The sequence below is a fragment of the Woeseia sp. D3-10 genome (assembly GCF_055809415.1).
This window is the reverse complement of sequence record NZ_JBVVTW010000007.1, coordinates 1,943,877-1,970,039: the sequence shown is the minus strand read 5'-3', so window position 1 is coordinate 1,970,039 and position 26,163 is coordinate 1,943,877. Positions and strand designations below refer to the sequence as shown.

Here is a 26,163-nt window from a genome sequence, read left to right as displayed (position 1 = left end):
TCGCGGCGTGGGGTTATTTACCTATACAGAACTCTGAGAATATACGGCCCAACAAGTCATCGCTGCTAAAGCGGCCAGTAACCGTTCCAAGCGCGTCCTGCGCCAGCCGTAACTCTTCAGCAAACAATTCGCCGGCCGCATCTTGCTGCAAAGCGCTGACACCTTGTTTGAAATGTTTGTGGGCCAGCGCAAGCGCGTCCAGGTGGCGTTGGCGGGCAGTGAAACTTCCCTCGCCGAGATCGCCGATTCCAGCAACGCGTTTTAGTTCTGCTCGCAGGGTATCTACGCCGATAGCGGTTTGAGCAGATATTCCAATGGTCGCGGTGGTCTGGGTACCGGCGGCTTCTCCGCTTAGGTCAATTTTGTTACGAATTTTCAGCACAGGAATTCCAGGCGGAATTTCTGCCGGAGGTGTGGGCTCCTGACTCGGATACTTGGCGGAGTCGATGACCCACAGGACGGCGTCTGCCGTTTGGGTGGCCTCTAAAGCCCGGCGTATACCCTCCGCTTCGATGCGGTCAGGGTTATCGCGCAAGCCCGCGGTATCGATGAGTTCGACCAGCAAGCCGTCGATATCGATACGTTCACGAAGTATGTCTCTGGTGGTCCCCGCGATTTCAGTAACTATGGCGGCGTCCTGGCCGGACAGGAGATTCAAGAGACTTGATTTGCCCGCATTCGGTTCGCCGACGATGACCACCTGCAAGCCGTCGCGCAGGACCCTTCCTGCGCGGGCGCGTTCACCGAGGTCGGTTAGTGCAGCAGCGACGGTGTCCACCCGCGCGAGCAATTGGCGGTCAGAGAGAAAGTCGATTTCTTCTTCGGGGAAGTCTATGGCGGCCTCGACGTGCAGTCGCAGCTGAATGAGCTGTTCGAGCAAGTGGTGAACGGCATTGGAAAAGTCGCCGTTCAGGGTTCGCAATGCCGCGCGCGCTGCTTGCTGTGTACCGCTGTCAATCAGATCGGCAATAGCTTCTGCTTGGGCGAGATCCAGTTTGCCGTTCAGGAAAGCGCGTCGGGAAAACTCGCCAGCTTCGGCGCGGCGGGCACCGAGATCGGTGGCTGCCGTTATCAACGCAGCGACCGGCAGTGGTCCGCCGTGACCGTGCAATTCCAGAACGTCTTCGCCGGTGAACGATGCCGGCGCTGGAAACCACAGCGCTACACCTCGATCAAGCGCTTCGCCGGTCGCGCTGCAGAATGTATTGAGCACTGCCTGCCGCGGGCGTAACGGTCGGTTCAGCATCTGCTGGCCGATGCGGCCGGCATCGGGCCCGGACAAACGGACGATGGCCACGCCCCCGCGGCCGGGCGGTGTGGCAGCAGCAACAATAGTGTCTGCAATGTAATGGCTGTCGTGTGCGGTCATAAGGCGTGTTCTGTGAAGCTGGTCGGGGGTGTCAAGCGTCTGCGCACGTTGCGGGTGTGTCGCGGCGAGAAATACCAGCAGCATTGTTCGCCCAACACGTGACCAACTTCAAGGCGTAATGCCCTGCGTGAAATAACTCGCTGTCGCTGGGACTGCTGAGGTTAGTGGTTCGCTCGCTCGTAGGCGACTCTGCTGAGCTGAACGGCGCAGCGGCAAACCTATTGCCGCTCTGCTCAACCGGAAGACAGTGATCTTCAGGTGAAGACGCTTTCTGTTGGTCGCTTGGTTGCGCGCCTTCGCCGCCGTTCGGGTAACTAGGGTATCGATCAGTCGCCGTCGCCGCTCTTTTTAATTTTTTGGCCGCTGTTGCGTTTCTTGTCTTCCTGTTCGACAACCTTGTTGATGCGCCATTGCTGGGCAATGGACAACAAGGTATTCGTCACCCAGTAGAGGACCAGGCCTGCCGGGAAAAAGGCAAAAAAGCCTGTGAAGACGATGGGCATTATTTGCATGACCCGTGCCTGAATCGGATCGGCTGGCGCCGGATTCAGTCGTTGCTGAAACAACATGGCGACGCCCATGATGATGGGCAGGATGAAATACGGGTCGCGCGATGACAGGTCGGTGATCCACAGCGCGAAGGGTGCCTGGCGCATTTCAACGCTTTCGAGCAACACCCAGTAGAAGGCCAGGAAGAACGGCATCTGAATCAGAATCGGCAGACAGCCCGCAGCCGGGTTGACCTTCTCTCGCTTGTAGAGATCCATCATGGCCTGACTCAGGCCTTGGCGGTCGTCTTTATAACGCTCCTGAAGGGCCTTCATGCGCGGTTGTATTTTGCGCATCTTCGCCATGGAACGGCCACTGGCTTCCGTGAGCTTGTAGAACGCGAGCTTGATCAGAATGGTGACGAGAATAATCGCCAGGCCCCAGTTCTGCACCAGCGTATGCACTTTACTCAACAACCAGAACAACGGTCCGGAGATAAGCGTCAACCATCCGTAGTCGACGGTCAGTTTCAGTTTTGGAGATATCTGGTCCAGTTGCCGTTGGAGTTTCGGACCGACAAACAACGTCGTCGGAAACTCCATTTCTGCGCCAGGCGCAATGCGTTGCGCGGGGCCGATGGTGCTGGCAACGACGACATCGTTGCTGATCGCGATGTTGTATCGCTGAGCGTCTGCTTTCGGCGGAATAATGGCGCTCAGGAAATGGTGTTCGATGGCGGCGACCCAGCCGTCGCTGGCGGTGACGCTGTAGGCACCATCAGACAGAAGGTCGTCGCGTTGCAGTTTGGTGGACTTTTCTCCGTCGTAAATGATCGGGCCATCGAAGGAATAAGAGTCGACATTGAACATAGAGCGGTCGGCCGCTTTGGAGCGCCGCTGGAGTTGCGCGTAACTCGCGCCGCGCCATACGGAGGCGGAGCCGTTACGAACAGTTTGGACGACGTCTATTCGATAACTGCCTCGCGAGAAACGAAACCGTTTTTCAACGACGAGACCGCTTTCGTCTGTCCAGGTAAAAGGTACTTCAAGTACATCGCCGGAAAGCTCGTAGTCGGCGCGAGTAGTACTGAAGGTGGTCAGGTGGTTGGCTTCCGGCGCACCATCGGCTGCCCGCAATCCCGTTTGCAATGCGCCCGTTTCACCGCTCTCGGTGCTCAACAGAGCGATCACTTTGTTCGGTTGATCTTTGGCGATCGGGTATTTCTTGAGGTGAGCGTCGGTGATCGTGGCGCCGCGCAAGCTAATGGTCAGATCCAGCACATCGGTAGATATGTGCACGGTTGGCGCTGCCGTTGTTGATGCGGTCGCTTGCGCTTGCGGTTCCATCAGGCTCGGTCCGTCAGCGGTCGCGGCGTCTGCAGTCGCGGCCAATTGCGGCAAATCATCTGTTACTGATGGTTCAGAGGGAGCGCTGGTAGTTTCGCTGCTGGTTGCGGCTTGCGGCGCAGGGCCGTAGTCCTGCATCCACGCTTCATAACTGAGCCACAACATGAGGCCGAACGTAGCCCAAATCAGCAGTCTTTGATTTTCCATTTAGCGGTTTTCCTGCCCGCGCTGTGCGGTGGTTTGGCAAGCCCGCCAATGCCGGGCAAGGCTCGTGAAAAGCTCGGAGTTATTCATGCGTTCAGCGCCCGGCCTGTTGAGAACGACGATGTCGATACCAGCCAGGCTCGCCTGATGCATACGAAATGATTCGCGTATTATGCGTTTCAGACGATTTCTTGCTACCGCTTTCGGACAATTTTTTTTCGCGATAGCCATACCGAGCCGTGCAGCGGGTTGCTCGCTGGGTCGGTACAGGACAGTAAAACATCGATCGCTGCTGCGGCGCGCTTTCGCGAAAACTCGGCTAAAGGCGGCTTTATTGGGAAGGCGTCGGTTAAGTCCGAACGAGAACGGTGCTGCGTCAGAGTCCCTGCCAGAATGGCGTGACGTGACGTTGTCCGGTTCGCGGGTAATTACGGTGTTAGCTGCGCTCGGCCTTTTGCGCGACGACGCTTCAGGACGAGGCGGCCGGCTTTGGTTGCCATGCGAGCGCGGAAGCCGTGGGTACGGGCCCGCTTGAGGGTGCTGGGCTGGAACGTGCGTTTCATGTGCCGGATACCTGTAAATCGACCAGGGTTTATCCCCGGCTTAAAAAGAGCCGGCAAGGGTACGCGGCGCCTTAATTTGTGTCAATAGAAGGCTGCTTTGGTTCGCCTTTTTGCACGGAGCTCGGTTGCTGGCGCGACCCCGTTAGACGGTATAGACTGGCGCGTCCACTCGCCAATCGGCGGTTTTCTTTCAGGTTTATACCCTTGGGGGCTCAATTGCAGGGCAATTCGTCGCTTTGGAATCGCTGTGTTCGCGACCTCCAGGCGGAGCTTCCAGAGCAACAGTTCAACACCTGGATCAGGCCTTTGCAGGCCGTGGAAAGTGAGCAGACCTTGCGGTTGCTGGCACCTAACCGCTTTGTTGTGGACTGGCTGAAACAGCATTACATAGAACAGATTCACAAGTTGGTAGGCGCGATTGACGACGCCATGGTGGTCGTGATCGAGGTTGGCTCGAGACAAGTGGCGCCTGAGGTTAAGCCAAACAGGTCACCGGGTCGTTCCTTTGGGGGTGCCGGTGCCGGTGCCGCAGCAGATCCGGTCGTCAGTACCCTGAACCCCGGTTTCGTGTTTTCCAGCTTCGTGGAAGGCAAGAGCAACCAGTTGGCGCGAGCGGCAGCGAGCCAGGTCGGCGAGAATCCTGGCAAGAGCTACAACCCGCTTTTTATTTATGGCGGTGTTGGTCTGGGGAAGACCCACCTTATGCAGGCGATTGGCAACGCGATGCTCGCGAGGAATCCCGGAGCGCGGGTGAGTTACGTGCACTCGGAGCGCTTCGTTGGCGACATGGTGAAGGGACTGCAACACAACACGATATCGGCATTTAAGCGATCTTACCGTTCACTTGACGCACTTTTGATCGATGATATTCAGTTTTTCGCGGGCAAAGAGCGTTCCCAGGAAGAGTTTTTTCACACCTTCAACGCTTTGCTCGAGGGGCAACGACAGATCGTGCTGACCTGCGATCGTTACCCGAAAGAGGTGCACGGACTTGAGGAAAGGCTGCAATCGCGTTTTGGTTGGGGTCTTACGGTTTCAATAGAGCCGCCTGAGCTTGAAACGTCCGTCGCAATTTTGATGAGTAAGGCGGAAGCCGCGGGGGTGGCGTTACCCGAAGAAGTCGCCTTTTTTATTGCAAAACGGATCCGCTCGAATGTTCGTGAGCTGGAGGGCGCGTTGCGCAGGGTCATGGCAAATTCGGAATTTACCGGGCAAGCGATTAGTCTTGAGTTTGCGAAGGAGGCACTGCGGGACCTGCTGGCGTTGCAGGAGCGGTTGGTTTCAATCGAGAACATTCAAAAGACCGTTGCCGATTATTACAAACTGAGGGTGGCTGATCTGCTGTCGAAAAAGCGGAGCCGTTCGGTGGCTAGACCTCGACAAATGGCGATGGCGCTGGCGAAAGAATTGACCAATCACAGTTTGCCGGAGATAGGCGACGCTTTTGGCGGTCGCGACCATACGACAGTGCTGCACGGTTGTCGGCGGATTGCGAGTCTCCGGGAAGTCGAAAAGCGACTGGACGATGACTACTTGAATTTGCTCAGAACTCTGACAGGATGATGTGGATAAGTCGTGTACAACTTTTGCATGGCTTTTTATCCACAGCTAAACCACAAGCTCGACCGTGTTCACACACCGGGTTGGAACAAAGAAAAACGGGCGCAAGTCGTTGATTAAACGTACTATTATAAAGTTATCCACAAGACTTGGTCTGCTTAATAATAGTAAATATAGTTTTATATTCAATATTTATTAACAGGTGGCTTTCATGAAGTTAAGCGCGGCTCGCGAAACTCTGCTGAAACCGTTACAGGCGGTAATTGGTGTTGTTGAACGTCGGCAGACTATGCCAATTTTGGCAAACGTTTTGTTGGTGGCAAAAAACGGACAGTTGGCGGTTACAGCGACAGACCTGGAAGTTGAGTTAGTGGCGTGCGCTGATGTCGAGGTTGATACGGCGGGTGAAGTTACCGTTCCCGGGCGGAAATTACTGGATATCTGCCGGGCCCTTCCGGAAAAGGCCGTGATATCGATTAGTCGGAGTGGGGAGAAGATCTCCATTAAGTCCGGTCGCAGCAAGTTTTCGTTAACTACATTGCCGGCTGCGGAATTTCCGACGGTTGAGGATATTAACTCGTCGCAGACGGTTGATGTGCCACAAAGCATTCTCGTTAAGTTGCTTGAGAAAACTCATTTTTCCATGGCACAACAAGACGTTAGGTATTATCTGAACGGTTTGCTGCTGGAAACCGGCGATAAGTTTCTGCGGGCGGTGGCGACGGATGGGCATCGTTTGGCGTTGTGTCAGCAGGAAGTTATCGGTGCGAAGTTGAGTGAACAGCAGGTTATTGTGCCGCGGAAAGGTGTTCTGGAGCTGCAACGTTTGTTGTCAGGCGAAGGAGCGGTTTCGCTGGAATTCGGCAGCAATCATATTCGGGTTCAGCTGGACGGGATCCGGTTCACCTCTAAATTGATAGACGGGCGTTTTCCAGAGTACGAGCGGGTTATCCCGCAGGACACCAGTAACCAGTTGTCGGCGGATCGCCTGGTGTTGAGAAGTGCTCTGCAGCGAACGGCGATTCTGTCGAATGAAAAGTACCGGGGTATTCGGCTGATTATTCGGGACAGTGGTGTGACCATTCAGGCGCACAACCCGGAACAGGAAGAAGCAGAGGAAGAGATCGAGGTTGCGTACAGTGGTGCGGATATCGAGATTGGTTTTAACGTGAATTACCTTCTGGACGCGCTTGGTGCGATTGAAGCGGATCAGGTGACATTGTCTGTGCAGGACAGTAATTCCAGTTGTTTGCTTCGTGAGCCGGATTCTGACGACACGCGGTTCGTCGTTATGCCGATGCGTCTGTAGTCCGCGGGCGGTCTCTTGCCGCTGCGTCAATTCTCGTGCACCGACTTCAGGTGCCTGGGTGCGGTTGAATTTCAACCGCATCCCTCCTTCTCTCTGGTTTGCGGAGCAAATGCCTCCGGTAAGACGAGCCTCCTCGAGGCTGTCGCTTACTTGGGTCGTGGGCGGTCTTTCCGTGGTGCCAGTACTCGGGACCTGATTCGTTACGGCAATGCTGAGTTTTTGTTGCGGGGAAACGTTGAGGTTTCTGGGCGTAACCGCCGACTCGGGGTTAGGAACGGCAAGTCGGGGCTGGAGATCAGCGTGGATGGCGATCGGGATGGTGGCACGGCGGCGTTGGCTGATGTGTTGCCGTTACAGATCATTGACCCTGATGTTCATGAGTTGGTTGGGGGTTCGCCGGATCAGCGCAGACGCTTCATGGATTGGATGACGTTCCACGTGGAACGTGGCTATCTTGATATTTGGCGGCGGTTTCGCCGTGCTCTGAAGCAACGAAACGCAGTGCTCAAGAACGGTGGGGCCTCCCTGGACAGCTGGGATCGGGAGTTTGTGAACGCTGCCTTGGCCTTGCACGAGTCTAGAACGAAGGTGTTGGACGCGGCAATTCCGGTTCTGGAACAAGACGCGACCGGTTTACTGGGCACTGGAGCCCGCTTTGAGTACCAACGCGGCTGGTCTGATGGTTCGGAACTTGCAGCGCAATTATTAGCCGGGCGATCTCGCGATGTTGCGACGGGCACTACCAATGTGGGGCCTCATAGAGGTGATCTGCGTTTACGGGTTGAGGATAGACTCGCGAAACGGCTGGTTTCCCGCGGCCAACAGAAGCTGCTGGCTTGCGCGATGGTATTGGGCTCCTTGCGGGTAACCAGCGATGCCTTAGGCCGCGTGCCGTTGCTCTTGCTCGATGACCCAGCGGCGGAACTGGATCAGAACTCATTGAGCAAGTTGATGTCGGCGGTGGGCTCTCTGAACGGCCAGGTGATTGCGACGGCATTAAGTGTCAATGCGGTGCCACTACCCGCAGACTACGCCCTGTTCCACGTGGAACAAGGGCAGTTACACCCTGCCGAGCCTACCTAGCTTGCTGCCCGGCGTTCGGCCCGCTCAACCCTTGCAAAGTGCCCTAAAGACAGCCCCTGACGGGCGCCAAACTGGTACAATGCCCGGCTAGCTTTTTGAGGACAGGTAATGGCAGAGGATATCGAATATACCTCCAGTAACATCAAGGTTTTAAAAGGCCTTGAGGCCGTCAGAAAACGGCCGGGAATGTACATCGGCGATACCGATGACGGCACTGGTTTGCATCACATGGTTTTCGAGGTGGTCGACAATTCCATCGACGAAGCCCTCGCCGGCCATTGTAGTGTCATAACGGTCAGCATCCATGCTGACGAATCGGTAACGGTTACTGACGACGGTCGTGGCGTTCCCGTAGACATACACCCCGAAGAGGGCCGTTCGGCTGCCGAAGTCATCATGACCGTGCTGCATGCCGGCGGTAAGTTCGACGATAATTCCTATAAGGTGTCTGGCGGCCTGCACGGCGTTGGCGTCTCGGTTGTAAACGCCCTGTCGGAGCACCTGGTGCTCACGATTCACCGCAACGGCAAAGTACACCAGCAGGAATACCGCGGCGGCGAGCCTGTTGCGCCTCTAGCGATCATCGGCGATAGCAACAAGACCGGAACGACCCTTCGGTTCAAGCCGAGTAACAAGACGTTCACGAATATCGAGTTTCATTACGACGTCCTCGCCAAGCGCTTACGCGAGCTGTCGTTCCTTAACTCCGGTGTTCGCATTGAGCTGATTGACGAACGCAATGAGCGTCGGGACACCTTCGAATACGAAGGCGGTATCCGGGCCTTCGTTGAGCACCTTAATAGGAACAAGGAAACAATCCACCCGTCCGTCTTCCACTTCGTCCTGGAACGGGATCACGTTGGGGTTGAAGTGGCGCTGCAGTGGAACGACACCTACCAGGAAAACATGTTCTGCTACACGAACAATATTCCGCAGCGAGATGGCGGTACTCACCTGGCCGGTTTCCGCAGTGCACTGACCCGCACCCTGAACGGTTATATAGAAAGGGAGATGACGGGCCCCAAAGACAAGTTCACGCCGAGCGGCGACGACGCGCGGGAAGGATTGACAGCGGTGCTGTCCGTCAAAGTACCCGACCCCAAGTTTTCGTCACAGACCAAAGATAAATTGGTTTCGTCAGAAATTAAAGGCATCGTCGAATCAGCAATGGCTGAACGGCTGGAAGACTTCCTGCTGGAAAACCCGCAGGAAGCGAAAGCCATTGTTGGCAAGATCATCGATGCTGCCCGTGCCCGTGAAGCCGCCCGCAAGGCGCGCGAGATGACTCGCCGTAAAGGCGCACTCGACATCGCCGGACTACCCGGCAAGCTTGCCGATTGCCAGGAAAAAGACCCGGCGCTGTCCGAACTGTTCCTGGTGGAGGGTGACTCTGCAGGTGGTTCGGCGAAGCAAGGCCGTGATCGGCGCACGCAGGCAATTCTGCCCCTCAAGGGCAAAATCCTTAATGTCGAAAAAGCCCGCTTCGACAAGATGCTTCAATCGGCTGAGGTCGGCACACTAATTACCGCATTGGGTTGCGGTATCGGCCGCACTGATTTCGATCCCGATAAGCTGCGTTATCACCGCGTCATCATCATGACTGACGCTGATGTTGATGGTTCCCATATCCGAACGTTGCTTCTAACCTTCTTTTATCGGCAGATGCGAGAGTTGATAGAGCGCGGCCATATTTACATCGCTCAGCCGCCGCTCTACAAAATCAAAAAAGGTAAGCAGGAGGTTTACGTCAAAGACGACGCTGAACTGACCTCTCACCTTCTGAACGCGGCCCTCGACAATGCATTGGTTCACGTCAACGCGGACGCGCCTGCTTTATCCGGACCCGCTCTTGAAACGTTGTCGAACGAATACATTGCCGTCGAGCGAATGATCGAACGATTATCCAATCGTTACGACGAAGCGGTGCTACGCACGATTGCAAAACTCGACACCGTTCACCGCAACACCCTCGAGTCTGACAACCTGACCGACCTCGAAGCATGGACCGCGAAACTTTCCGCCGCCCTGCCCAAAGCCGACGGTGGCCGCGCCGGCAATGGCAAAAACATTACCTATACCGCGGCACTCGAGAAAGGTGACGCTGATGGTGAAGGTGAGCGGATTGCCATCCTTCGGGTTCAGCACGGCATAGGCACGACCCGGTACCTGCCACGTGAATTTTTCGATACCAGTGAATACCGGCACATCATGGCCCTGAACGACAAACTTCGTGGCCTGCTAAGTCCGGATGCGTACGTGGCACGCGGCGACAAGAAACTGCCAATCAGCAAATTCGACGAAGCCGTCGACTGGCTCATGGCGGAAGCTCGCAAGGGTCAATCTATTCAGCGCTACAAAGGTCTCGGTGAAATGAATCCCGAACAGCTGTGGGATACCACGGTTAATCCGGAAACACGCCGCTTGCTGCAAGTGAAAATAGAAGACGCCATAAAAGCGGATGAAGTATTCACCACGCTGATGGGTGATCAGGTTGAACCGCGTCGGGAATTTATCGAAAGAAACGCCCTGACCGTTTCCAACCTGGACGTTTAGACAGAACGCCAGTGGCCGGGATTAGCGATGCGCAACGCTGATCTCGGCCATCTTGTTTTCAATCCACTCACGCACAAGCTCGTTCGCTTCTTTCGGTGTAAGTCCCGCAGGATCAATTGGCGGGCCGATGCAAAAACGAATCAATCCCGGTTTTTTCGTCAGTCCACGGCGCGGCCAAAAATCCCCGGCATTGTGCGCGACCGGCACGATGACACAGCCCGCCTCAACCGCAAGTGCTGCACCACTGACGCCAAACTTTTTCTTCTCGCCCGACGCTACCCGCGTACCTTCCGGGAAGATCGAAACCCAAATACCGCTAGCCAACCTTTTTTTGCCGAGCTCAATGACCTGAGTAACTGCTCGCCTTCCCGCACTGCGATTTATGGCGATCGGTTTCATTAACGCGAGTCCCCAACCAAATATCGGTATCCATTGCAGCTCACGCTTTAGCACCCAGGTTTGCGGCGGGAACGTGACCAATTGCGCGTAGGTTTCAAACACCGTGGAATGCTTGATCATAATCACGCTCGCCTCCTCAGGGATGTTCTCTTTCCCTTCGATGACGTAATCAAGACCACAAAAAAACCGTCCACCCCATAACATCGTGTGACCCCAGCCACGAGCTATCGAAAACCGGGTGACGTATTCTAATGGCGCACACAGCACCACAACCGCAGCGAAAAAAACCGCCGAAAGGAAAAACCAAACCTGAAAAACCAGTGAGCGAATCAGCTGCAAAATCAAACTCCGTTAACCTGATGCGGTCACTTTATTGGCGAACGCCAATAAGTCGTCGAACACCAATACACTTTGACCGCGGTCGCGCAGTTCACTTGCGGACCGTGTGCCGTTCCCCGTCAAAACCAAGACGGGCTCCGCTCCAGCCGCCACGGCCGCATCAAGATCACGAACAGAATCACCAACAACCACGACGCGCTGCGGATCTACGCCATACATCGCGATCAATTTGTTTATCATTCCAGGGGCCGGCTTTCGACACTCACACCCGGATTCCGGCAAATGCGGACAATAAAGTATGTGGTCTACCTCGCCGCCGTGGCTGCGAGCAAGGCGCCGAAGTTTGCGATGCATCGCATACAACGTGTCGCGCGAAAACAAACCGCGACCGATACCCGACTGATTGCTCGCTACCGCAACCGGAATGCGCGCGCGGGTCAGCTCACCAATGGCCTCCAAACTACCGGGAAGCGGTTGCCACTCGGCCGCCGATTTCACAAATGCTTTTGAGTCACGATTAATGACCCCGTCGCGATCGAGAATAACGAGACCGGGTTTCAACGATCAGCCTTTCGCCAGGGACAACCTGGAAATGTCGGCAACGTCGAGGAATTGTGCTCGCAGGCCAGCGAGCAGGCTAAGCCGGTTATTTCTCACCTTACTGTCGTCCGACATAACCATCACGCCGTCAAAAAACTGATCAACAGGCACACGCAGCTCTGCGAGCCTGGCAAGCACATCGCCGTACTGTCGGGACGCCAACATGTCATCCACTGAACTCCGTGCCGCTTGCAAGGCCTCAAACAGGTCGTGCTCCGCCGCCTCACTGAACAATGCAGGATCGGGTGCGACCTTACTGTCAAAGTCCGCTTTGCGAAGTATGTTGGCAATGCGTTTGTTCGCCGCGGCGAGACTCTCAGCAGAAGGGTTTTCGACAAACTCTGCGACAGCCTGCAAACGAGCGTCTACATCCGTCAGCGATGGCAATCGTTGCCAACGAACAGACTCAAACATCTCTCCACCGTAAAGATTCTGCTCTGCGTACCAGCCTCGTAAACGATCAACGATGAAATCATAGACCTCACCGGCGACAGCGGGCTCTGCCAAGACCGGCTGCAACTCCAGACTGCGGGCTATCAATGCCGGAAGGTCCAGCTCGAGTTTCAGCTCGACGATGATTCGAACAACGCCGAGTGCCGCACGTCGCAGGCCAAAAGGATCTCGATTGCCGGACGGCTTTTTCCCGCTGCCAAAAATCCCGCTCAAGGTATCGAGTTTGTCCGCAATAGCGAGTGCCTGACCGCAATCCGACGCGGGCAACTCATCGCCAGCGAAGCGCGGCAGATAATGCTCCGCTATTGCGTCCGCCACGGCGACCGGTTCGCCGTCAGCCAGCGCGTAGTAGCGACCCATCGTGCCTTGTAACTCCGGAAACTCGCCAACCATCCCACTTACCAAATCGCATTTGGCCAGTAACGCAGCGCGCCGGGTGAGGTCTTCATCAACGCCCAGCTGTTCAGCCACCCGCATTGCCAGGGTCGCTACCCGCTCACTACGTTCAGCTACTGTGCCGAGACCATGCTGATAAACGACGTTCTTCAGCATTTCTCCCCGGGTTTCCAGTGTCGCCTTGCGGTCTGCTTCCCAGAAAAACGCGGCATCGGCCAGCCGCGGCCGAATAACCCTTTCATTGCCGTCGCGGACTTTGTCCGGGTCGCTGCTGGCGATATTCGCAAGCGTTATAAAAACAGGCAGTAACTTGCCATCCTTGCCAGCCACCGGGAAATACCGCTGGTGCCCCGTCAGGGTCGACACGATTACTTCCTTCGGCAAGCTAAGAAAGGCTTCGTCAAAACCGCCGGTGACGGCAACCGGCCACTCCGTTAATGCAGCCACTTCATCAAACAGATCATCGCTTGCCACTGCGGCGCCGCCGACTGCCGCGGCCGCTTCGGTCACCGCAGCGACGATCCTCCGGCGACGTTCAACGAAATCGGCAATAACATGACCTTCGGTCAGCAGTTTCGAGGGGTAGTCGGCCGGACTATTGAGCTCTATCGGACCGTCGCCCATAAAACGATGCGCCGCCGAAACGCGGCCTGCCGTCAGGCCCAGCGCCTCGCCCGCTACAACCTGTTCGCCGTGCAGCATGACGAGCCAGTGCACCGGCCGAACAAATTCGGCCGCCCCCGCGCCCCAGCGCATTCGACGAGGAATCGGCAGTCCGTCGAGGGCTCGCTGTACACACTGCGGAAGCAATGCGGTTGCCGCACGGCCCTGCTCCACGCCGCGATACACCAGCCACTCGCCTTTCTCTGTCTCTTCACGCGCAAGCTCATCGACGGCAACGCCGCACTTATCGGCAAACGCTTTCGCTGCCTGGGTCGGTGTGCCGTCCTCGGCAAAAGCGATCCGGAACGGTGGGCCCTTTTGTTCAACCTGCTGATCCGCTTGTGCCAGTGCCAGCGCGTCAACCTTCACGGCCAGCCGCCGAGGGCTCGCAAATGCCGTTACCGGGCCGTGTGCGAGATGAGCGTCATCCAGCTGAGCTTCCAGCCCGCTAGCAAATGCAAGCATCAGGGTCTTGAGGGCTGTTGGAGGAAGTTCTTCCGTGCCTATTTCTACGAGGAAATCCAACGTTCCAGGTGTGCTCATCGTGATTGCGCTCCTGCATTTGCCGCAACACTGGCGACCATTGGAAAGCCAAGGGCTTCCCGGCTGGCAAAGTAGGTTTCCGCAATGGCCCGCGACATGTCCCGCACGCGTAGAATGAACCGCTGCCGTTCACTCACCGAAATAGCCTGACGAGCGTCCAGCAAGTTGAATGTGTGCGACGCACCGAGCATCTGTTCATAGGCAGGCAGCGCCAGGCCTAGTGCAATAAGTCGCTGTGCTTCGACTTCGGCGTGATCAAAGCCGCCGAACAACGAATCTGTATCTGCGTGCTCGAAATTGTAGCGCGACTGTTCTACTTCGTTCTGATGGTAAACATCGCCGTAAGTGATGCGTCCTAACGGCCCATCCGTCCACACCAGGTCAAATATGCTCTCCACGCCTTGCAGGTACATAGCAAGGCGCTCCAGTCCGTAAGTAATCTCACCGGTCACTGGTTTGCACTCCAATCCACCGACTTGCTGGAAATAAGTGAACTGGGTGACTTCCATGCCGTTCAACCAGACTTCCCAACCGAGCCCCCAGGCACCCAGCGTGGGAGATTCCCAGTTGTCCTCGACAAAACGAATATCGTGTACTGAGGTATCGATACCAATGGCGCGCAAGGAGTCGAGATACATCGCCTGAATATCGACCGGCGACGGTTTGATCACGACCTGGTACTGATAGTAATGCTGCAAACGGAATGGGTTGTCGCCGTAGCGGCCGTCGGTTGGTCGGCGGCAGGGCTGCACATAGGCCGAACTCCACGGTTCCGGTCCGATTGCTCGCAAAAACGTGGATGGGTGAAACGTGCCGGCTCCCATGGCCATGTCGTACGGCTGTGCGATAAGACAGCCGCGCTCCGCCCAGAAGTGCTGCAGGCGGAGGATCAGCTCCTGAAAGCTGCAAAAATCAGGCGTGGAGTTATTAGTCATCGGGTACGTTCATGGCCAGAAATTCGGGCGGCGAAGTATAACCCGCGAAATCACGGGCCGCATGCGCTGTGCTGGCCGCAAATACCGCATTCTTGCTGGGGTTTGTCGTGAAACGCGCCAAAGTGACGCGCGCCCTCGTATTTCGCCCTATTATGGTGCAGCCTGTCGAGTTGATGCACCTATATAGTGCGAAGGCGTACGCACTGACGGGTAGGAACCCCATATAAATCAGCATTTTACAAAACCATCACAGCTGGCACGCTTTCTGCACTGTGATGGAACATACCGCGTTACCGACGCACATTTGTTTTAGACATCCCGGAGGATACCCACAATGACCCCTGCAGACGTGCTGGCCCTGATAAAGGAAAACGACGTTAAGTTCGTCGATATACGTTTCACTGATACCAAGGGCAAAGAGCAGCATGTAACCGTGCCGTCGCACACCATGGACGAGGATGTCTTCGAAGACGGCAAGATGTTTGATGGTTCCTCTATCTCTGGATGGAAGGGCATCAACGAATCGGACATGATTCTGATGCCCGACCCGGCCAGCGCCATTATCGACGTCTTTGCCGAGGAAACGACGCTTAACCTGCGTTGCGATGTCATCGAACCAAACACGATGCAAGGTTACAGCCGCTGCCCTCGTGCACTGTCCCGCCGTGCCGAGGCTTACCTGAAATCGACCGGTATCGCTGACGAAGCGTACTTCGGACCCGAGAACGAATTTTTCGTCTTTGACGATGTTCGCTGGGGCGATTCTATGGAAGGCGCATTTTACTCTATCGACTCCACCGAAGGTGCCTGGAACACGGGTAAGACCAACGTCGAGGGCAACACCGGCCACCGGCCGACGGTCAAGGGCGGTTACTTCCCGGTGCCACCGGTGGATTCACTGCACGACATCCGTTCCGCGATGTGCCTCGCGCTCGAAGAAATGGGTGTTGAAACCGAAGTCCATCACCACGAGGTGGCTACCGCTGGCCAATGTGAAATCGGCGCTAAATTTGCGACCCTGATCAAGAAAGCCGACGAAGTGCAGGTTCTGAAATACGTCGTTCACAACGTTGCGCACGCGTACGGCAAAACCGCGACCTTCATGCCGAAACCCCTGGTCAACGACAACGGTAGCGGCATGCACGTCCACATGTCCTTGTTCAAAGACGGCAAAAACCTGTTCACCGGCGACGGTTACGGTGGTCTTTCCGACACCGCGCTGTACTACATCGGCGGCGTCATCAAACACGCGAAAGCACTCAACGCTTTCACCAACCCGTCTACCAATAGCTACAAGCGCCTTGTACCTGGCTTCGAAGCGCCCACGATTTTGGCGTACTCAGCACGCAACCGTTCGGCGTCGATACGTATTCCTTACGTTACCAATCCGAAAGGCCGGCGCATCGAAGTTCGCTTCCCGGACTCAATGGCCAATCCGTACCTCGCCTTCTCCGCGCTCATGCTGGCAGGCCTGGACGGCATCCAGAACAAGATCCACCCCGGCGATGCCATGGACAAGGACCTCTACGACTTACCGCCAGAAGAAGAGAAAGAACTGCAACATGTTGCCTTCTCCCTGGAAGAAGCATTGAACGCGCTCGACCAGGACCGAGCTTTCCTGAAGGCCGGCGACGTATTTGACGACGACCTGATCGATGCCTACATCAGGCTGAAGCAGGAAAACGTCACCCGATTGCGCATGACGACGCACCCGGTTGAATTCGACATGTACTACAGCCTCTGAACACGGCTCGCCAGAGGCACGGGCAACATAATGCCGCCCGTGCCTCTGGTCACCCGCGACTGCACACTGCTATGCTAACCCCATGTACAAACGCACCCTATTGGTCCCGGCCCTGCTGCTCTGCGCCGCGGCTGCGTCTGCGCAAGTGTATAAATGGGTCGACGCCGACGGCGTCATTCACTACAGCGACCAACCGGTCCCTGGCGCGGAGCTCGTCACTCTGCCAAAACGTTCTACGAGCAATCCCGTTACTGCCCCGCGCCAACGACCAGCAGCGGCCCGGCCCGCGGCCAATGCACCAGCGGACTCTGAGACTAAAGCACCAGAGACCATTGGCTATTCCGCTCTATCATTCACGGCCCCGATTGCCGAGGAAACCCTGTGGAATATTGGCGGGGTACTGAGCGTCAGCCTGGCCCTGCAGCCGGCGCTGCAGCCGGGACACCGGCTACGGTTGTACTTCGACGGCGAACCCCGGGAAGTGCGCACGCTGAACATTCAGCTGGAGGAAGTCTGGCGGGGAGAACACAACCTGCAGGCGGAAGTTCTGGACGAGACCGGCAAAACGCTCATTCGCAGCCAGCCGATGCGGTTTTACGTCCAGCAGACCACCATCAACAGACCCTGACGCTAGAAACCGGCGCTCGGGGGCGGCACATGCCTATGACCCCGCTACCGCCCAACGACATCCTCGACAATCTGGAAACGGCTGTCGTCGTTCTTGACAGCAACCTCCTGATCACGGCCCTCAATCCCGCGGCTGAAAACTTACTCGGCATCAGCCGCAATCGCGCGGTATCCACGCCACTGCTGCCACTCGTTGATGAAGACGAAACCCTTAAACGGGTCCTCGCAAACAGTTTGGTCACCAACCAAACCTACGCGCATGAATTGTTACTCGCGCCGAGTGAAGTTCATGCGGCGAGCCGTATGGTCGAATGCCGGGTAACACCCGTGTCGCAGCAAGACCAACATTACTTGCTCGTAGAAATGACTGACGTAACCCGTCGTATGCGCATCACTCGAGAAAATGCCTTGCTCATCCAGCACGGCGCCGGTCGCCAGATGGTCCGCCAGCTGGCCCATGAAATTAAGAATCCATTGGGTGGATTGCGCGGCGCGGCGCAATTGTTGGCGCGAGAGCTACACAGCGACGATTTGCGAGAATACACCGACGTCATCATCTCCGAGGCCGACCGCCTCGTTACGCTGGTGAACACCTTGCTCGGCCCCGGTGGCCCACCGAATAAAAAGCCGGTCAATATTCACGAGCTCATCGAGTATGTCGTGCGTCTCGTCGAACCCGAACTGGACGGTCGGCTTACTATCGTCAGGGATTACGATCCCGGCTTGCCTTCCATTGCCTTAGATCGCGATCAAATCGTGCAGGCCGTGTTGAACCTGGTGCGTAACGCGTGCATCTCGCTGAACAATCAAGGCACGCTGGTCCTCAGAACCCGTGCCAGCACCAACTTCACTATCGGCGATACCCGTCACGCAACGATAGCGAGTATAGAAATAGAAGACGACGGCCCGGGAATTCCCGCAGACCTGCAAGAATCCATTTTCTACCCGCTAGTCACCAGTCGAGCGGACGGTACCGGCCTCGGCCTGCCTACGGCGCAGGAACTCGTCAGTCGCCATGGCGGTTTGATTGAATTCGAATCGCGCCCCGGCCGCACCGTCTTTCTTGTCCGCCTTCCATTAAGCGAACCGACCGGAGGCGCTCATGACTGACCCAGGCCTCAGAGTATGGATCGTCGACGACGATCAGTCGGTCCGTTGGGTGCTTGATAAAGCCTTGCGTGCCGCCAGCATTGAATGCACAAGCTTCGAACGAGCGGAACTCCTGCTCGACGCGATCGCGACCGATGTCCCAGACGTTCTGGTAACCGATGTGCGGATGCCGGGGATGGACGGATTGCACCTTCTGGCTCGTCTTACCGAACAACACCCAAACCTGCCGGTCATCGTCATGACGGCACATTCAGATCTGGACAATGCGGTAGCCGCCTATCGCGGCGGCGCTTTTGAATACCTGCCAAAACCCTTCGATATTGACGAAGCCGTAGCGCTGATTCGCAAAGCAGCGAGGCACAACGGCGGCGATGGCGGTGAGTTGGCCCAGGTTCAGCGCGGCATTCCCTCGCTGATCGGTCAGGCTCCGGCCATGCAGGAAGTATTTCGTTCCATTGGCCGACTTGCCGGCTCCAGCATGACGGTGTTGATCACTGGCGAATCAGGCACTGGCAAGGAACTGGTGGCGCGCGCATTGCACGAACACAGCCCGCGAGCCGACCGCGAATTCGTGGCATTGAATACCTCCGCTATCGCGTCAGAACTCCTGGAGTCGGAATTGTTCGGCCATGAACGCGGTTCTTTCACCGGCGCCGATGCGCGTCGGGTTGGACGATTTGAACAGGCCAATGGCGGCACCTTGTTCCTCGATGAAATCGGCGACATGTCCGCCGCCTTGCAAACGCGACTCCTGCGTGTGCTTGCTGAAAGCGAGTTCTATCGCGTGGGTGGCCAGACCTCAATCAAAGTGGACGTGCGAGTCATCGCCGCTACCAACAAAGACCTTGCACAGGCAGTGCGCAAAGGTCAGTTTCGCGAGGACCTGTACCATCGTTTGAACGTCATGCGGATAAACACTCCTCCTCTCAGGCAGCGGCGTGAAGATATTCCGTTACTGTTTAGCCACTACATGGAAACGGCTGCCCACGAACTCGGCGCGTCATCCAAAGCGCTGAATGCGGAAGCGCTGCAGTTGTTGCGCAGCTACGACTGGCCGGGCAACGTACGACAACTGGTCAACACCGCGCGACGCTTGACGGTGACCGCACCTGGCAATGTGATTACCCCAGAAGATTTGCCGGAGGAACTGGGTGGATTGTCCGAATCCGGCCCGGACTGGACGCAGGCGCTTCGCGGCTGGGCCGAAGGCATGCTGGCGGGGCGTGACAAAAAGCCCTTGCTTGATGACGCCTTGCCGGCCTTTGAGAAAACCCTGATCGAAATCGCGCTGGCACATTCCGGCGGACACCGGCAGGAAGCTGCGCGTTTGCTGGGCTGGGGGCGCAATACGCTCACTCGCAAGATCAAGTCTTTGCAGCTGGATTAGACGCGGCTGCTTTCCAGATTGGTCTCCGCCGCGACAGTCGCTGTCAACAACGACTGCTCGCGACTTTCGCTATGCAAGCAGTGAGCCGCTGAGCTCGGCGCAGGAACTCATACTGTGTCGCGACAAATAGTCGGCAATGCCGTTGTTCATCCGCTGGCATAACAAGGGGTCATAAAACAACGCCGTGCCTATACCGACGGTCGTTGCGCCAGCGATCATGAACTCGATGGCATCATTTACCGTAGTGACACCGCCCTGACCAATGATCGGAATGCCGAGCGGGCCGGCAACATCGTAGACCTGGCGGACTTTGAGCAACGCAATCGGCTTGATCGCGGGTCCTGACAAACCACCCTGAACATTGCCAATGACCGGAGTGCGGCTTTCAATATCGATTGCCATGCCCATCACTGTATTGATCACTGCGAGCCCGTCCGCCCCGGCCTCTATACACATCCGCGCATTTTCGCGTATGTCGGTCTGGTTCGGTGACAGCTTGGCGATGATGGGTTTGCTCGTGGCCTTGCGACAGGCGGCGACGACCCGGGCTGACATGTCCGGATAATTGCCAAACGACACGCCACCTTCTTTGATATTCGGGCAGGAGATGTTGATCTCGATGGCATCAATCGGCGAATCGTCGAATCGCGCGGTAACCGCCGCATAGTCGTCGATCGTCGAACCACAAACGTTCGCAATAAAACGAGTTTCAGTGAAGTCGAGCGTTGGCAGAATGTCATCGACCACCCGGTCCATACCGGGGTTTTGCAGGCCGATGGCATTCAGCATACCCATGGGCGTTTCGTAGACTCGGTGCGGCGGATTGCCGAGGCGCGGCTCGCGCGTCGTACCCTTCAGGACCACCGCGCCCACATCCCGGTTGGAAAAGCCTTTGATCCGCGTGTATTCCTCGCCGAAGCCAACGCAACCGGAGAGCAGTACCAGCGGGGAATCAAGCCGAAGTCCACAAAAGTCTACAGCGATGGATGGGGTGTTACTCACGACAGCGACCACGGAAATTCGTACGTCCAGAAATTGAGGAATGCCGTATTGTACGCAACATGTTCCATCTGATTCTCTATCAACCGGAAATTCCGCCGAACACGGGCAATATTATTCGCCTTTGTGCGAACACGGGAACCGCTCTGCACCTGATCGAGCCGCTGGGTTTCGAGTTGGACGACACGCGCCTGCGCCGCGCCGGGCTGGATTACCGTGAGTTCGCTGATATTCGAACCTACCCGGACCTCGCAGCCTGCCTGACGGCACTGGGTGAGCCGAGAGTGTTCGCGCTCAGCACCCGCAGCGACACGCCGTATGCTGCCGTGCAGTTCGAGGCTAATGATGCTTTTCTGTTTGGACCCGAGACACGCGGGTTACCACAAGCCGTGCTTGATGCCTTGCCGCCGGAGCAGCGCCTGCGCCTGCCGATGCGCGCACAAAGTCGCAGCCTGAATTTGTCCAATGCGGCCGCGGTCATGATCTACGAAGCCTGGCGGCAGCTGGATTTTGCCGGTCACGGTGAATGACCGGGAAGGGCTGAGCGTCACTTATTCGGGTTTCAGTGTACGGCCCATCAACGCACCAACGGCTTCGCTGGCCGGTATACCTTCGTACAGGATGCGGTAGACCTGCTGACAGATAGGCATCTCGACCGCAAGTTTGTCAGCGACCTCTTTAACGGCCTTCGCCGCCAGTACGCCTTCCACGACTTGTTGAATCTCCTGTTGCGCTTCGTCAATCGAGCGGCCGTCTGCGAGCAACAAGCCCATGCGCCGATTGCGTGACAGGTTGTCGGTGCAGGTCAGCACGAGGTCACCCATGCCGGCAAGGCCCATGAAGGTTTCTGCCTTCGCGCCGAGGGCAACGCCGAGTCGGGTCATTTCCACGAGGCCCCGAGTGATCATTGCTATACGTGTATTGGCACCAAAGCCGAGTCCGTCAGATATGCCGGCACCTATAGCGAGTACGTTCTTCACCGCCCCGCCAACTTCAACACCAATCATGTCAGATGAGGTGTACGCACGAAAATTGTCGCCTGACAGCGCATTCGCAAGATCGGCGGCGAATTGTTCGTCATTGGCCGCGATGGTCATTGCCGTAGGCAGGCCATCGCCAACTTCCCGAGCGAACGTTGGGCCGGACAACACGGCCATCGGCCGCTGATCGCCCAGTACCTCGGCAGCGACCTGATGAGGCAGCTTTCCAGTGGAGAGCTCGAAGCCTTTGGTCGCCCAGCAAAGCTGGATGTCGTCCCGCAGTCTCGGCTTGAGCTGAGTGAGTGTCTCGCGCAGCCCGTGGCTGGGGACCGCAACCAAGATGATCAAAGCACCGTCGAGGCAATCCTGTAAGTCTTTGCACACGGCGAGGTTGTTCGGGAACATTGCGCCAGGCAGATAGCGGCGGTTCTCGCCAGCGGCGGCCATTGCTTCAATTTGTTGCTGATCGCGGCCCCACAAACGGACTTGATGACCGCGTCTCGCAAACTGCAACGCCAGCGCGGTGCCCCAGGAGCCGGCACCGACTACTGCTATCGATTGAATGTCAGTCGCTGGCGCGGTGTTGTTCAGTTCAGGCTCCCTTCCCCACTCAGGTTAGCACTTTGCTGTGCAGCGGCCGCCTTCTTGCGACTTTCGGAATACAGCACGTCGAAATTGATGGGTTGCAACACGAATTCCGGGAAACCGCCTTTGGACACGATGTTGGCTATCGATTCCCGTGCATACGGGAACAGTGTCGCGGGGCAAAAGCTGCCAACGATAACGTCGAATTCCTGCTCGCTGTAGCCCGCGATCTGGAACAGGCCGGCCTGCTGCAGCTCAATGAGAAACAGGGTCTTGTCATCGTGTTTCGCTTCGACGGTGATCGTGAGAATGACCTCGTGCATCTCACCGGGAGCCGGTGCGTGCGCGCTGCGCAAATTCAGGTTGGTCTTCGGACTCCACTCGCCGGAAGTGAATACTTCGGGTCCACGTGGCGATTCAAATGAAAAGTCCTTGATATAGATCTTGTTGATCGTAATGCGCTGATTCTGTTCTGCCTGTTCTTCCATGTTCGCTACCCGGGTAAGTTCTTAGTCAATAGTGTCAGTCAATGGACCTGTTAATCGGCGAGACCCAACATTCGGTCCAACTCGCCTTTCTGATCCAGCTCGTAAATATCATCAAAGCCGCCAACCGGCTTGTCATCAATGAAGATCTGCGGGACGGTTCGCTGACCGCTCAGCTGTTCCATCTTCGCGCGCAAAGCGGCATCACCGGATACGGAGATGTCCTCATACGCGATTTTCTTTTTGGTGAGTAACATGCGCGCGGCTGCGCAATAGGGGCACATCGCCGTGCCGTACATCACCACCTTCGGCTGCGTCGTCATCGGCCGCTATTTCTTTTTGATCTTCTTGCCACCAACCACCGGCAAGCTGGCCTCTCTCCAGGCGTTCATGCCGCCACGTACGCCGTAGATGTTTTCAACGCCGGACTTGCGCAGCCGGTCGACCACCTTGCCGGCGGTCATTCCCGAGTCGCATACAGCGACGATAGCTTTGCCGCCCATCTTCTTAAGCTTTTCTTCGTGGGCTGCAAGTTCATCGAACGGAATGCTCTTTGCGTTGACAATATGGCCGCGGGCATACGCCTCGGCACTGCGCAGGTCGATAACGGCCGCGTCGGCATTGATAAGGTTGACGGCTTCTTGCGGTTCAACCGTCGTAATGCCGCGGGCTTTGCGCTGGAGTTCGCTGAATATCAGCACTATAAAGCTAAGGACGACGCCACCGGCCAACAGGCTGTGGTTGGCGGCGAACTCGAGTAATTGTTGCATCAGAGTCGGTTCACAGGATCAAACGCCGCCTGACAGGCGGCGTTGTGGAAAAGGGCGAGTATAACAGCCCTTGTGCCGTACGCCGCCCCCCCCCCCGGCCTGACTACCCCCTCAACCGCCATAGGCACTACACTTCGGGTCCATGTCACCGATCCTGCGCGTACTCCTTTTCTTTTTTGTTCTGAGCTTGTTGCCCGGCGACGGGCTGCGTGCGCAGAACGAAGGCCTTAGTCGAATTAAGGAGCAGGAACTGCAAGAGGTACGGGAGCGTATCAGCCGCCTGAAGAAAAGCATGGATGAGCGGGCGGCCGAGCGCGATCGGGTGACGGTTGAACTGCAGGCTTCCGAGGTCAGTATTGCGGAGGCCCGGATACAGCTTAAAGAGCTGCAACGTCAGAAGGACTTCAGCGAGCGCAAGAAATTGCAGCTCGAAGCGCGGCTGGCTGAACTCCAAAAACAACTGGATATTGAAGCCGAACAACTTGCTGCCCAGGTCAGGGCGGCGTACGTCAATGGTGGTCAGGAACGAATCAAATTGTTGCTGAATCAACAGGACCCGGCACAGGTGGGTCGATTGCTCGCCTACCATCGCTACCTGAGTGATTATCGCGCGAGCAACATTGAAGAAATGAACACCCACGTAGCGGAGGCCGCACGCGTACGCGACGAAGTCGCCGCAGAAGAAGGCCGTCTGGAACGTCTGGCGCGTGCGCGATACGCCGAGTTGGGTGAACTCAACACCGCCCAGGAAAAACGTCGAGATTTGCTGGCGGCCCTGCAGCAACGCATGACCGAGGAAGGAGCGGAGATAGAGCGTCTCGCGGCGCAGGAAAAAGATCTGGCGAGACTGATCGCGGAGCTGACCAGCATCCTGTCCGACTACCCGATCACCTCGGAAGAACCTTTCAGCTCGATGAAAGGCAAATTAACCTGGCCCGTCGCCGGACAGTTGCTGCACGACTACGGTCAGCCGCGTATTGGTGGCGGCGTCAAATGGAATGGCGTCGTACTCGGCGCTCAGCACGGCCGCGAGGTTCGCACGGTCTATCACGGCCGGGTTGTGTTTGCAGACTGGCTCGCCGGGCTCGGCCTGTTGGTGATCGTTGATCACGGCGAGGGCTATATGACCTTGTACGGCTATAACGAATCGATCCTTACCAATGCCGGTGACTGGGTGGCACCCGGTGATGTCATTGCCACGGTCGGCGACACCGGTGGCCAGCAACGGGCCGGTCTGTACTTCGAGATCCGCAAAGGGACCGCCCCGGTCAATCCGCGTGGCTGGGTAACCCGCCAGCCGCAGGGCGGCGGCTAGCAAGGCCGCTTGGAACGCGCCAAACAGGTGGGCGCTGTGCTATCGTTCTGCGGCTCCGGGTTCGCTGTAGCCCGCGGAGCGCGTTCTTCTGGGTAACAGTATGTCTCTGAAAATTCGTGTAATTCTGGTGTTGGTAATCGGCACGGTGATGGGCTTCGGCCTTTCGCTGGGCGGTTCCGCTATGCAGGCGCGCGACAAGTACGGAAGCGGCGATGAGGAGCTGGATCATGCCCGCCTGTTCGCGGAAGTCATGGCGCGGGTTAAACGCGACTACGTAGAGCCGCTCGACGACGAGGTTCTGCTCGAAAGCGCGATTCGGGGCATGGTTGCTGACCTCGACATGCACTCGCAATACCTGGATGCACGCGAGTATCAGGACATTCGCATCAGCTCTACCGGTCACTATGCCGGCGTCGGCCTGGAGGTCAGCAGTCGCGACGGGCAGTTGCTGGTCGTTTCACCTTTTGACGATTCGCCCGCCAAAAAGGCCGGTGTCAGGGCCGGCGACGTGATCATTGCCATTAACGGTGCGTCGGTCGAAGAGGACGGCCTGCGCGAGACGGTGCGTCAGCTGCGCGGGCGTACCGGCAGCCGGCTCAGCATCACCGTGCAACGCCAGCCCGATGACCAGATTCTGGTGTTCGACATGCGGCGTGACGATATTCATGTTGCCAGCGTGCGCTTCGAATTAATGGACTCGTCCATCGGCTATACCCGCATCAGTCAGTTTACCGACAGCACCGCTGCAGAGTTGACCGAAGCCATCGATGCGATGGTCGATGAGGTGCAGGAGCAGGTCGGCGGAACCTTGAAAGGGGTGATTCTGGATCTGCGCAACAACCCGGGCGGAATACTGGGCGCGGCAGTCGATGTTTCCGATTTGTTTCTTGATGACGGCATCATCGTCAGTGCGGATGGTCGTACTCCGGAATCACGCTTTACGCGCAAGGCACACCGCGGCGACCTGCTCGACGGCACACCCATGGTGGTGCTGGTCAATGCCGGCTCCGCGTCGGCATCCGAGATCGTTGCGGGCGCATTGCAGGATCACCACCGTGCGTTGATTATCGGTACTTCGACCTTCGGCAAGGGGCTGGTGCAAACCGTAATGCCGCTGTCGCGCGGGCGCGCGATAAAACTGACCACGTCGCGTTACTACACGCCGTCCGGTGATTCGATACACGAAACCGGAATTGCTCCGGATGTCTACATAGAGGGTAGCAGCGCTCATCCTGGCTACAGCCTTGCCGACAAGCTCGATCGTGAGGCCGACACGCAGCTTATCGAGGCGTTGCAGCGCTTGCGCGATCAGCGCGTCATGCACACGCGCGCCAGTTCCTGACGGCCCCGCCAGCGC

The 26,163-nt window shown here is 57.1% G+C and carries 24 protein-coding genes; 11 read left to right on the top strand and 13 right to left on the bottom strand.

The features are described from left to right. Nucleotides 1-13 precede the first annotated feature (13 nt). From mnmE to rpmH, 4 genes are all read right to left on the bottom strand, one after another. Nucleotides 14-1,369 (bottom strand): tRNA uridine-5-carboxymethylaminomethyl(34) synthesis GTPase MnmE, encoded by a 1,356-nt coding sequence (mnmE, locus tag AC0L8N_RS09315; RefSeq protein WP_473667365.1) that lies wholly within the window; start codon nt 1,367-1,369, stop codon nt 14-16. 326 nt (nt 1,370-1,695) lie between these two features. Further along, nucleotides 1,696-3,411, bottom strand: a complete 1,716-nt coding sequence (gene yidC / locus AC0L8N_RS09310; RefSeq protein ID WP_473667364.1) for a membrane protein insertase YidC — start codon at nt 3,409-3,411, stop codon at nt 1,696-1,698. Continuing rightward, a complete protein-coding gene (gene rnpA / locus AC0L8N_RS09305) occupies nt 3,412-3,837 on the bottom strand; it encodes a ribonuclease P protein component (protein WP_473670109.1) in 426 nt (141 codons plus the stop codon). Beyond that, nucleotides 3,837-3,971: a 50S ribosomal protein L34 gene (rpmH, locus tag AC0L8N_RS09300; protein WP_082989713.1), complete on the bottom strand. Its 135-nt coding sequence runs from the start codon at nt 3,969-3,971 to the stop codon at nt 3,837-3,839. Before rpmH ends, rnpA begins: the two co-directional genes overlap by 1 nt. 204 nt (nt 3,972-4,175) lie before the next feature. On the opposite strand from rpmH, the gene dnaA reads away from it, so the two are divergent. The 4 genes from dnaA to gyrB all read left to right on the top strand — a co-directional run bounded on the left by dnaA (nt 4,176) and on the right by gyrB (nt 10,476). Next, on the top strand, nt 4,176-5,534 hold the full coding sequence (gene dnaA, locus AC0L8N_RS09295; RefSeq protein ID WP_473667363.1) for a chromosomal replication initiator protein DnaA: 1,359 nt from the start codon (nt 4,176-4,178) through the stop codon (nt 5,532-5,534). A 208-nt stretch (nt 5,535-5,742) separates the two neighbouring features. After that, a complete protein-coding gene (gene dnaN, locus AC0L8N_RS09290) occupies nt 5,743-6,840 on the top strand; it encodes a DNA polymerase III subunit beta (protein WP_473667362.1) in 1,098 nt (365 codons plus the stop codon). Between the two features lie 15 nt (nt 6,841-6,855). Beyond that, nucleotides 6,856-7,923 (top strand): DNA replication/repair protein RecF, encoded by a 1,068-nt coding sequence (gene recF, locus AC0L8N_RS09285; RefSeq protein ID WP_473667361.1) that lies wholly within the window; start codon nt 6,856-6,858, stop codon nt 7,921-7,923. A gap of 108 nt (nt 7,924-8,031) precedes the next feature. Next, nucleotides 8,032-10,476 carry a DNA topoisomerase (ATP-hydrolyzing) subunit B gene (gene gyrB, locus AC0L8N_RS09280; protein ID WP_473667360.1) on the top strand — a complete coding sequence of 815 codons (2,445 nt, stop codon included), beginning with the start codon at nt 8,032-8,034 and terminating at the stop codon, nt 10,474-10,476. A 21-nt stretch (nt 10,477-10,497) separates the two neighbouring features. Here the strand turns inward: gyrB and AC0L8N_RS09275 are convergent, their stop codons facing one another. The 4 genes from AC0L8N_RS09275 to glyQ are packed head-to-tail and all read right to left on the bottom strand — an operon-like array spanning nt 10,498 to nt 14,804. Then, entirely contained in the window at nt 10,498-11,214 is a 717-nt protein-coding gene (locus tag AC0L8N_RS09275) for a lysophospholipid acyltransferase family protein (RefSeq protein WP_473667359.1), read from the bottom strand. A 12-nt stretch (nt 11,215-11,226) separates the two neighbouring features. Continuing rightward, a complete protein-coding gene (gmhB, locus tag AC0L8N_RS09270) occupies nt 11,227-11,775 on the bottom strand; it encodes a D-glycero-beta-D-manno-heptose 1,7-bisphosphate 7-phosphatase (protein WP_473667358.1) in 549 nt (182 codons plus the stop codon). 3 nt (nt 11,776-11,778) lie between these two features. Then, nucleotides 11,779-13,869, bottom strand: a complete 2,091-nt coding sequence (glyS, locus tag AC0L8N_RS09265) for a glycine--tRNA ligase subunit beta (RefSeq protein WP_473667357.1) — start codon at nt 13,867-13,869, stop codon at nt 11,779-11,781. Further along, a complete protein-coding gene (gene glyQ, locus AC0L8N_RS09260) occupies nt 13,866-14,804 on the bottom strand; it encodes a glycine--tRNA ligase subunit alpha (protein ID WP_473667356.1) in 939 nt (312 codons plus the stop codon). The genes glyS and glyQ overlap by 4 nt, the downstream gene beginning before the upstream one ends. Before the next feature lie 334 nt (nt 14,805-15,138). Here glyQ and glnA point away from each other — a divergent pair, with 334 nt between their 5' ends. The 4 genes from glnA to ntrC all read left to right on the top strand — a co-directional run bounded on the left by glnA (nt 15,139) and on the right by ntrC (nt 19,672). Beyond that, complete coding sequence (glnA, locus tag AC0L8N_RS09255) at nt 15,139-16,548, top strand: glutamate--ammonia ligase (protein ID WP_473667355.1); 1,410 nt, start codon at nt 15,139-15,141, stop codon at nt 16,546-16,548. An 82-nt stretch (nt 16,549-16,630) separates the two neighbouring features. Next, the gene (locus AC0L8N_RS09250) at nt 16,631-17,176 is read left to right on the top strand and encodes a DUF4124 domain-containing protein (protein WP_473667354.1); all 546 of its coding nucleotides are present in this window, start codon (nt 16,631-16,633) and stop codon (nt 17,174-17,176) included. Between the two features lie 35 nt (nt 17,177-17,211). Then, nucleotides 17,212-18,285 carry a nitrogen regulation protein NR(II) gene (gene glnL, locus AC0L8N_RS09245; protein WP_473667353.1) on the top strand — a complete coding sequence of 358 codons (1,074 nt, stop codon included), beginning with the start codon at nt 17,212-17,214 and terminating at the stop codon, nt 18,283-18,285. After that, a complete protein-coding gene (gene ntrC / locus AC0L8N_RS09240) occupies nt 18,278-19,672 on the top strand; it encodes a nitrogen regulation protein NR(I) (protein WP_473667352.1) in 1,395 nt (464 codons plus the stop codon). The genes glnL and ntrC overlap by 8 nt, the downstream gene beginning before the upstream one ends. 69 nt (nt 19,673-19,741) lie before the next feature. Here ntrC and AC0L8N_RS09235 read toward each other — a convergent pair whose 3' ends face one another. After that, a complete protein-coding gene (locus AC0L8N_RS09235) occupies nt 19,742-20,674 on the bottom strand; it encodes a dihydroorotate dehydrogenase (RefSeq protein ID WP_473667351.1) in 933 nt (310 codons plus the stop codon). 59 nt (nt 20,675-20,733) lie between these two features. Between AC0L8N_RS09235 and AC0L8N_RS09230 the strand changes: the two genes are divergently transcribed. Then, on the top strand, nt 20,734-21,201 hold the full coding sequence (locus AC0L8N_RS09230) for a tRNA (cytidine(34)-2'-O)-methyltransferase (RefSeq protein ID WP_473667350.1): 468 nt from the start codon (nt 20,734-20,736) through the stop codon (nt 21,199-21,201). 21 nt (nt 21,202-21,222) lie between these two features. Here the strand turns inward: AC0L8N_RS09230 and AC0L8N_RS09225 are convergent, their stop codons facing one another. The 4 genes from AC0L8N_RS09225 to AC0L8N_RS09210 are packed head-to-tail and all read right to left on the bottom strand — an operon-like array spanning nt 21,223 to nt 23,491. Beyond that, nucleotides 21,223-22,206, bottom strand: a complete 984-nt coding sequence (locus AC0L8N_RS09225) for an NAD(P)H-dependent glycerol-3-phosphate dehydrogenase (protein WP_473670107.1) — start codon at nt 22,204-22,206, stop codon at nt 21,223-21,225. A gap of 32 nt (nt 22,207-22,238) precedes the next feature. Further along, nucleotides 22,239-22,724 (bottom strand): protein-export chaperone SecB, encoded by a 486-nt coding sequence (gene secB / locus AC0L8N_RS09220; protein WP_473667349.1) that lies wholly within the window; start codon nt 22,722-22,724, stop codon nt 22,239-22,241. A gap of 50 nt (nt 22,725-22,774) precedes the next feature. Continuing rightward, on the bottom strand, nt 22,775-23,044 hold the full coding sequence (grxC, locus tag AC0L8N_RS09215) for a glutaredoxin 3 (RefSeq protein ID WP_473667348.1): 270 nt from the start codon (nt 23,042-23,044) through the stop codon (nt 22,775-22,777). 6 nt (nt 23,045-23,050) lie between these two features. After that, nucleotides 23,051-23,491 carry a rhodanese-like domain-containing protein gene (locus AC0L8N_RS09210; RefSeq protein WP_473667347.1) on the bottom strand — a complete coding sequence of 147 codons (441 nt, stop codon included), beginning with the start codon at nt 23,489-23,491 and terminating at the stop codon, nt 23,051-23,053. 142 nt (nt 23,492-23,633) lie between these two features. On the opposite strand from AC0L8N_RS09210, the gene AC0L8N_RS09205 reads away from it, so the two are divergent. Together AC0L8N_RS09205 and AC0L8N_RS09200 are read left to right on the top strand one after the other, a co-directional pair. Further along, on the top strand, nt 23,634-24,806 hold the full coding sequence (locus AC0L8N_RS09205) for a murein hydrolase activator EnvC family protein (RefSeq protein ID WP_473667346.1): 1,173 nt from the start codon (nt 23,634-23,636) through the stop codon (nt 24,804-24,806). A 100-nt stretch (nt 24,807-24,906) separates the two neighbouring features. Next, the gene (locus tag AC0L8N_RS09200; protein WP_473667345.1) at nt 24,907-26,148 is read left to right on the top strand and encodes a S41 family peptidase; all 1,242 of its coding nucleotides are present in this window, start codon (nt 24,907-24,909) and stop codon (nt 26,146-26,148) included. Nucleotides 26,149-26,163 lie beyond the last annotated feature (15 nt).

Excerpts from the sequence above, each read along its gene's own strand:
- grxC (WP_473667348.1), bottom strand. The coding sequence starts at position 23,044 with ATGACGACGCAGCCGAAGGTGGTGATGTACGGCACGGCGATGTGCCCC.
- yidC (WP_473667364.1), bottom strand. The coding sequence starts at position 3,411 with ATGGAAAATCAAAGACTGCTGATTTGGGCTACGTTCGGCCTCATGTTG.
- secB (WP_473667349.1), bottom strand. The coding sequence starts at position 22,724 with ATGGAAGAACAGGCAGAACAGAATCAGCGCATTACGATCAACAAGATC.
- glnA (WP_473667355.1), top strand. The coding sequence starts at position 15,139 with ATGACCCCTGCAGACGTGCTGGCCCTGATAAAGGAAAACGACGTTAAG.
- glyS (WP_473667357.1), bottom strand. The coding sequence starts at position 13,869 with ATGAGCACACCTGGAACGTTGGATTTCCTCGTAGAAATAGGCACGGAA.
- rpmH (WP_082989713.1), bottom strand. The coding sequence starts at position 3,971 with ATGAAACGCACGTTCCAGCCCAGCACCCTCAAGCGGGCCCGTACCCAC.
- glnL (WP_473667353.1), top strand. The coding sequence starts at position 17,212 with ATGACCCCGCTACCGCCCAACGACATCCTCGACAATCTGGAAACGGCT.
- glyQ (WP_473667356.1), bottom strand. The coding sequence starts at position 14,804 with ATGACTAATAACTCCACGCCTGATTTTTGCAGCTTTCAGGAGCTGATC.
- gyrB (WP_473667360.1), top strand. The coding sequence starts at position 8,032 with ATGGCAGAGGATATCGAATATACCTCCAGTAACATCAAGGTTTTAAAA.
- AC0L8N_RS09230 (WP_473667350.1), top strand. The coding sequence starts at position 20,734 with ATGTTCCATCTGATTCTCTATCAACCGGAAATTCCGCCGAACACGGGC.
- AC0L8N_RS09200 (WP_473667345.1), top strand. The coding sequence starts at position 24,907 with ATGTCTCTGAAAATTCGTGTAATTCTGGTGTTGGTAATCGGCACGGTG.
- AC0L8N_RS09250 (WP_473667354.1), top strand. The coding sequence starts at position 16,631 with ATGTACAAACGCACCCTATTGGTCCCGGCCCTGCTGCTCTGCGCCGCG.
- ntrC (WP_473667352.1), top strand. The coding sequence starts at position 18,278 with ATGACTGACCCAGGCCTCAGAGTATGGATCGTCGACGACGATCAGTCG.
- dnaN (WP_473667362.1), top strand. The coding sequence starts at position 5,743 with ATGAAGTTAAGCGCGGCTCGCGAAACTCTGCTGAAACCGTTACAGGCG.
- AC0L8N_RS09205 (WP_473667346.1), top strand. The coding sequence starts at position 23,634 with ATGTCACCGATCCTGCGCGTACTCCTTTTCTTTTTTGTTCTGAGCTTG.
- AC0L8N_RS09210 (WP_473667347.1), bottom strand. The coding sequence starts at position 23,491 with ATGCAACAATTACTCGAGTTCGCCGCCAACCACAGCCTGTTGGCCGGT.
- mnmE (WP_473667365.1), bottom strand. The coding sequence starts at position 1,369 with ATGACCGCACACGACAGCCATTACATTGCAGACACTATTGTTGCTGCT.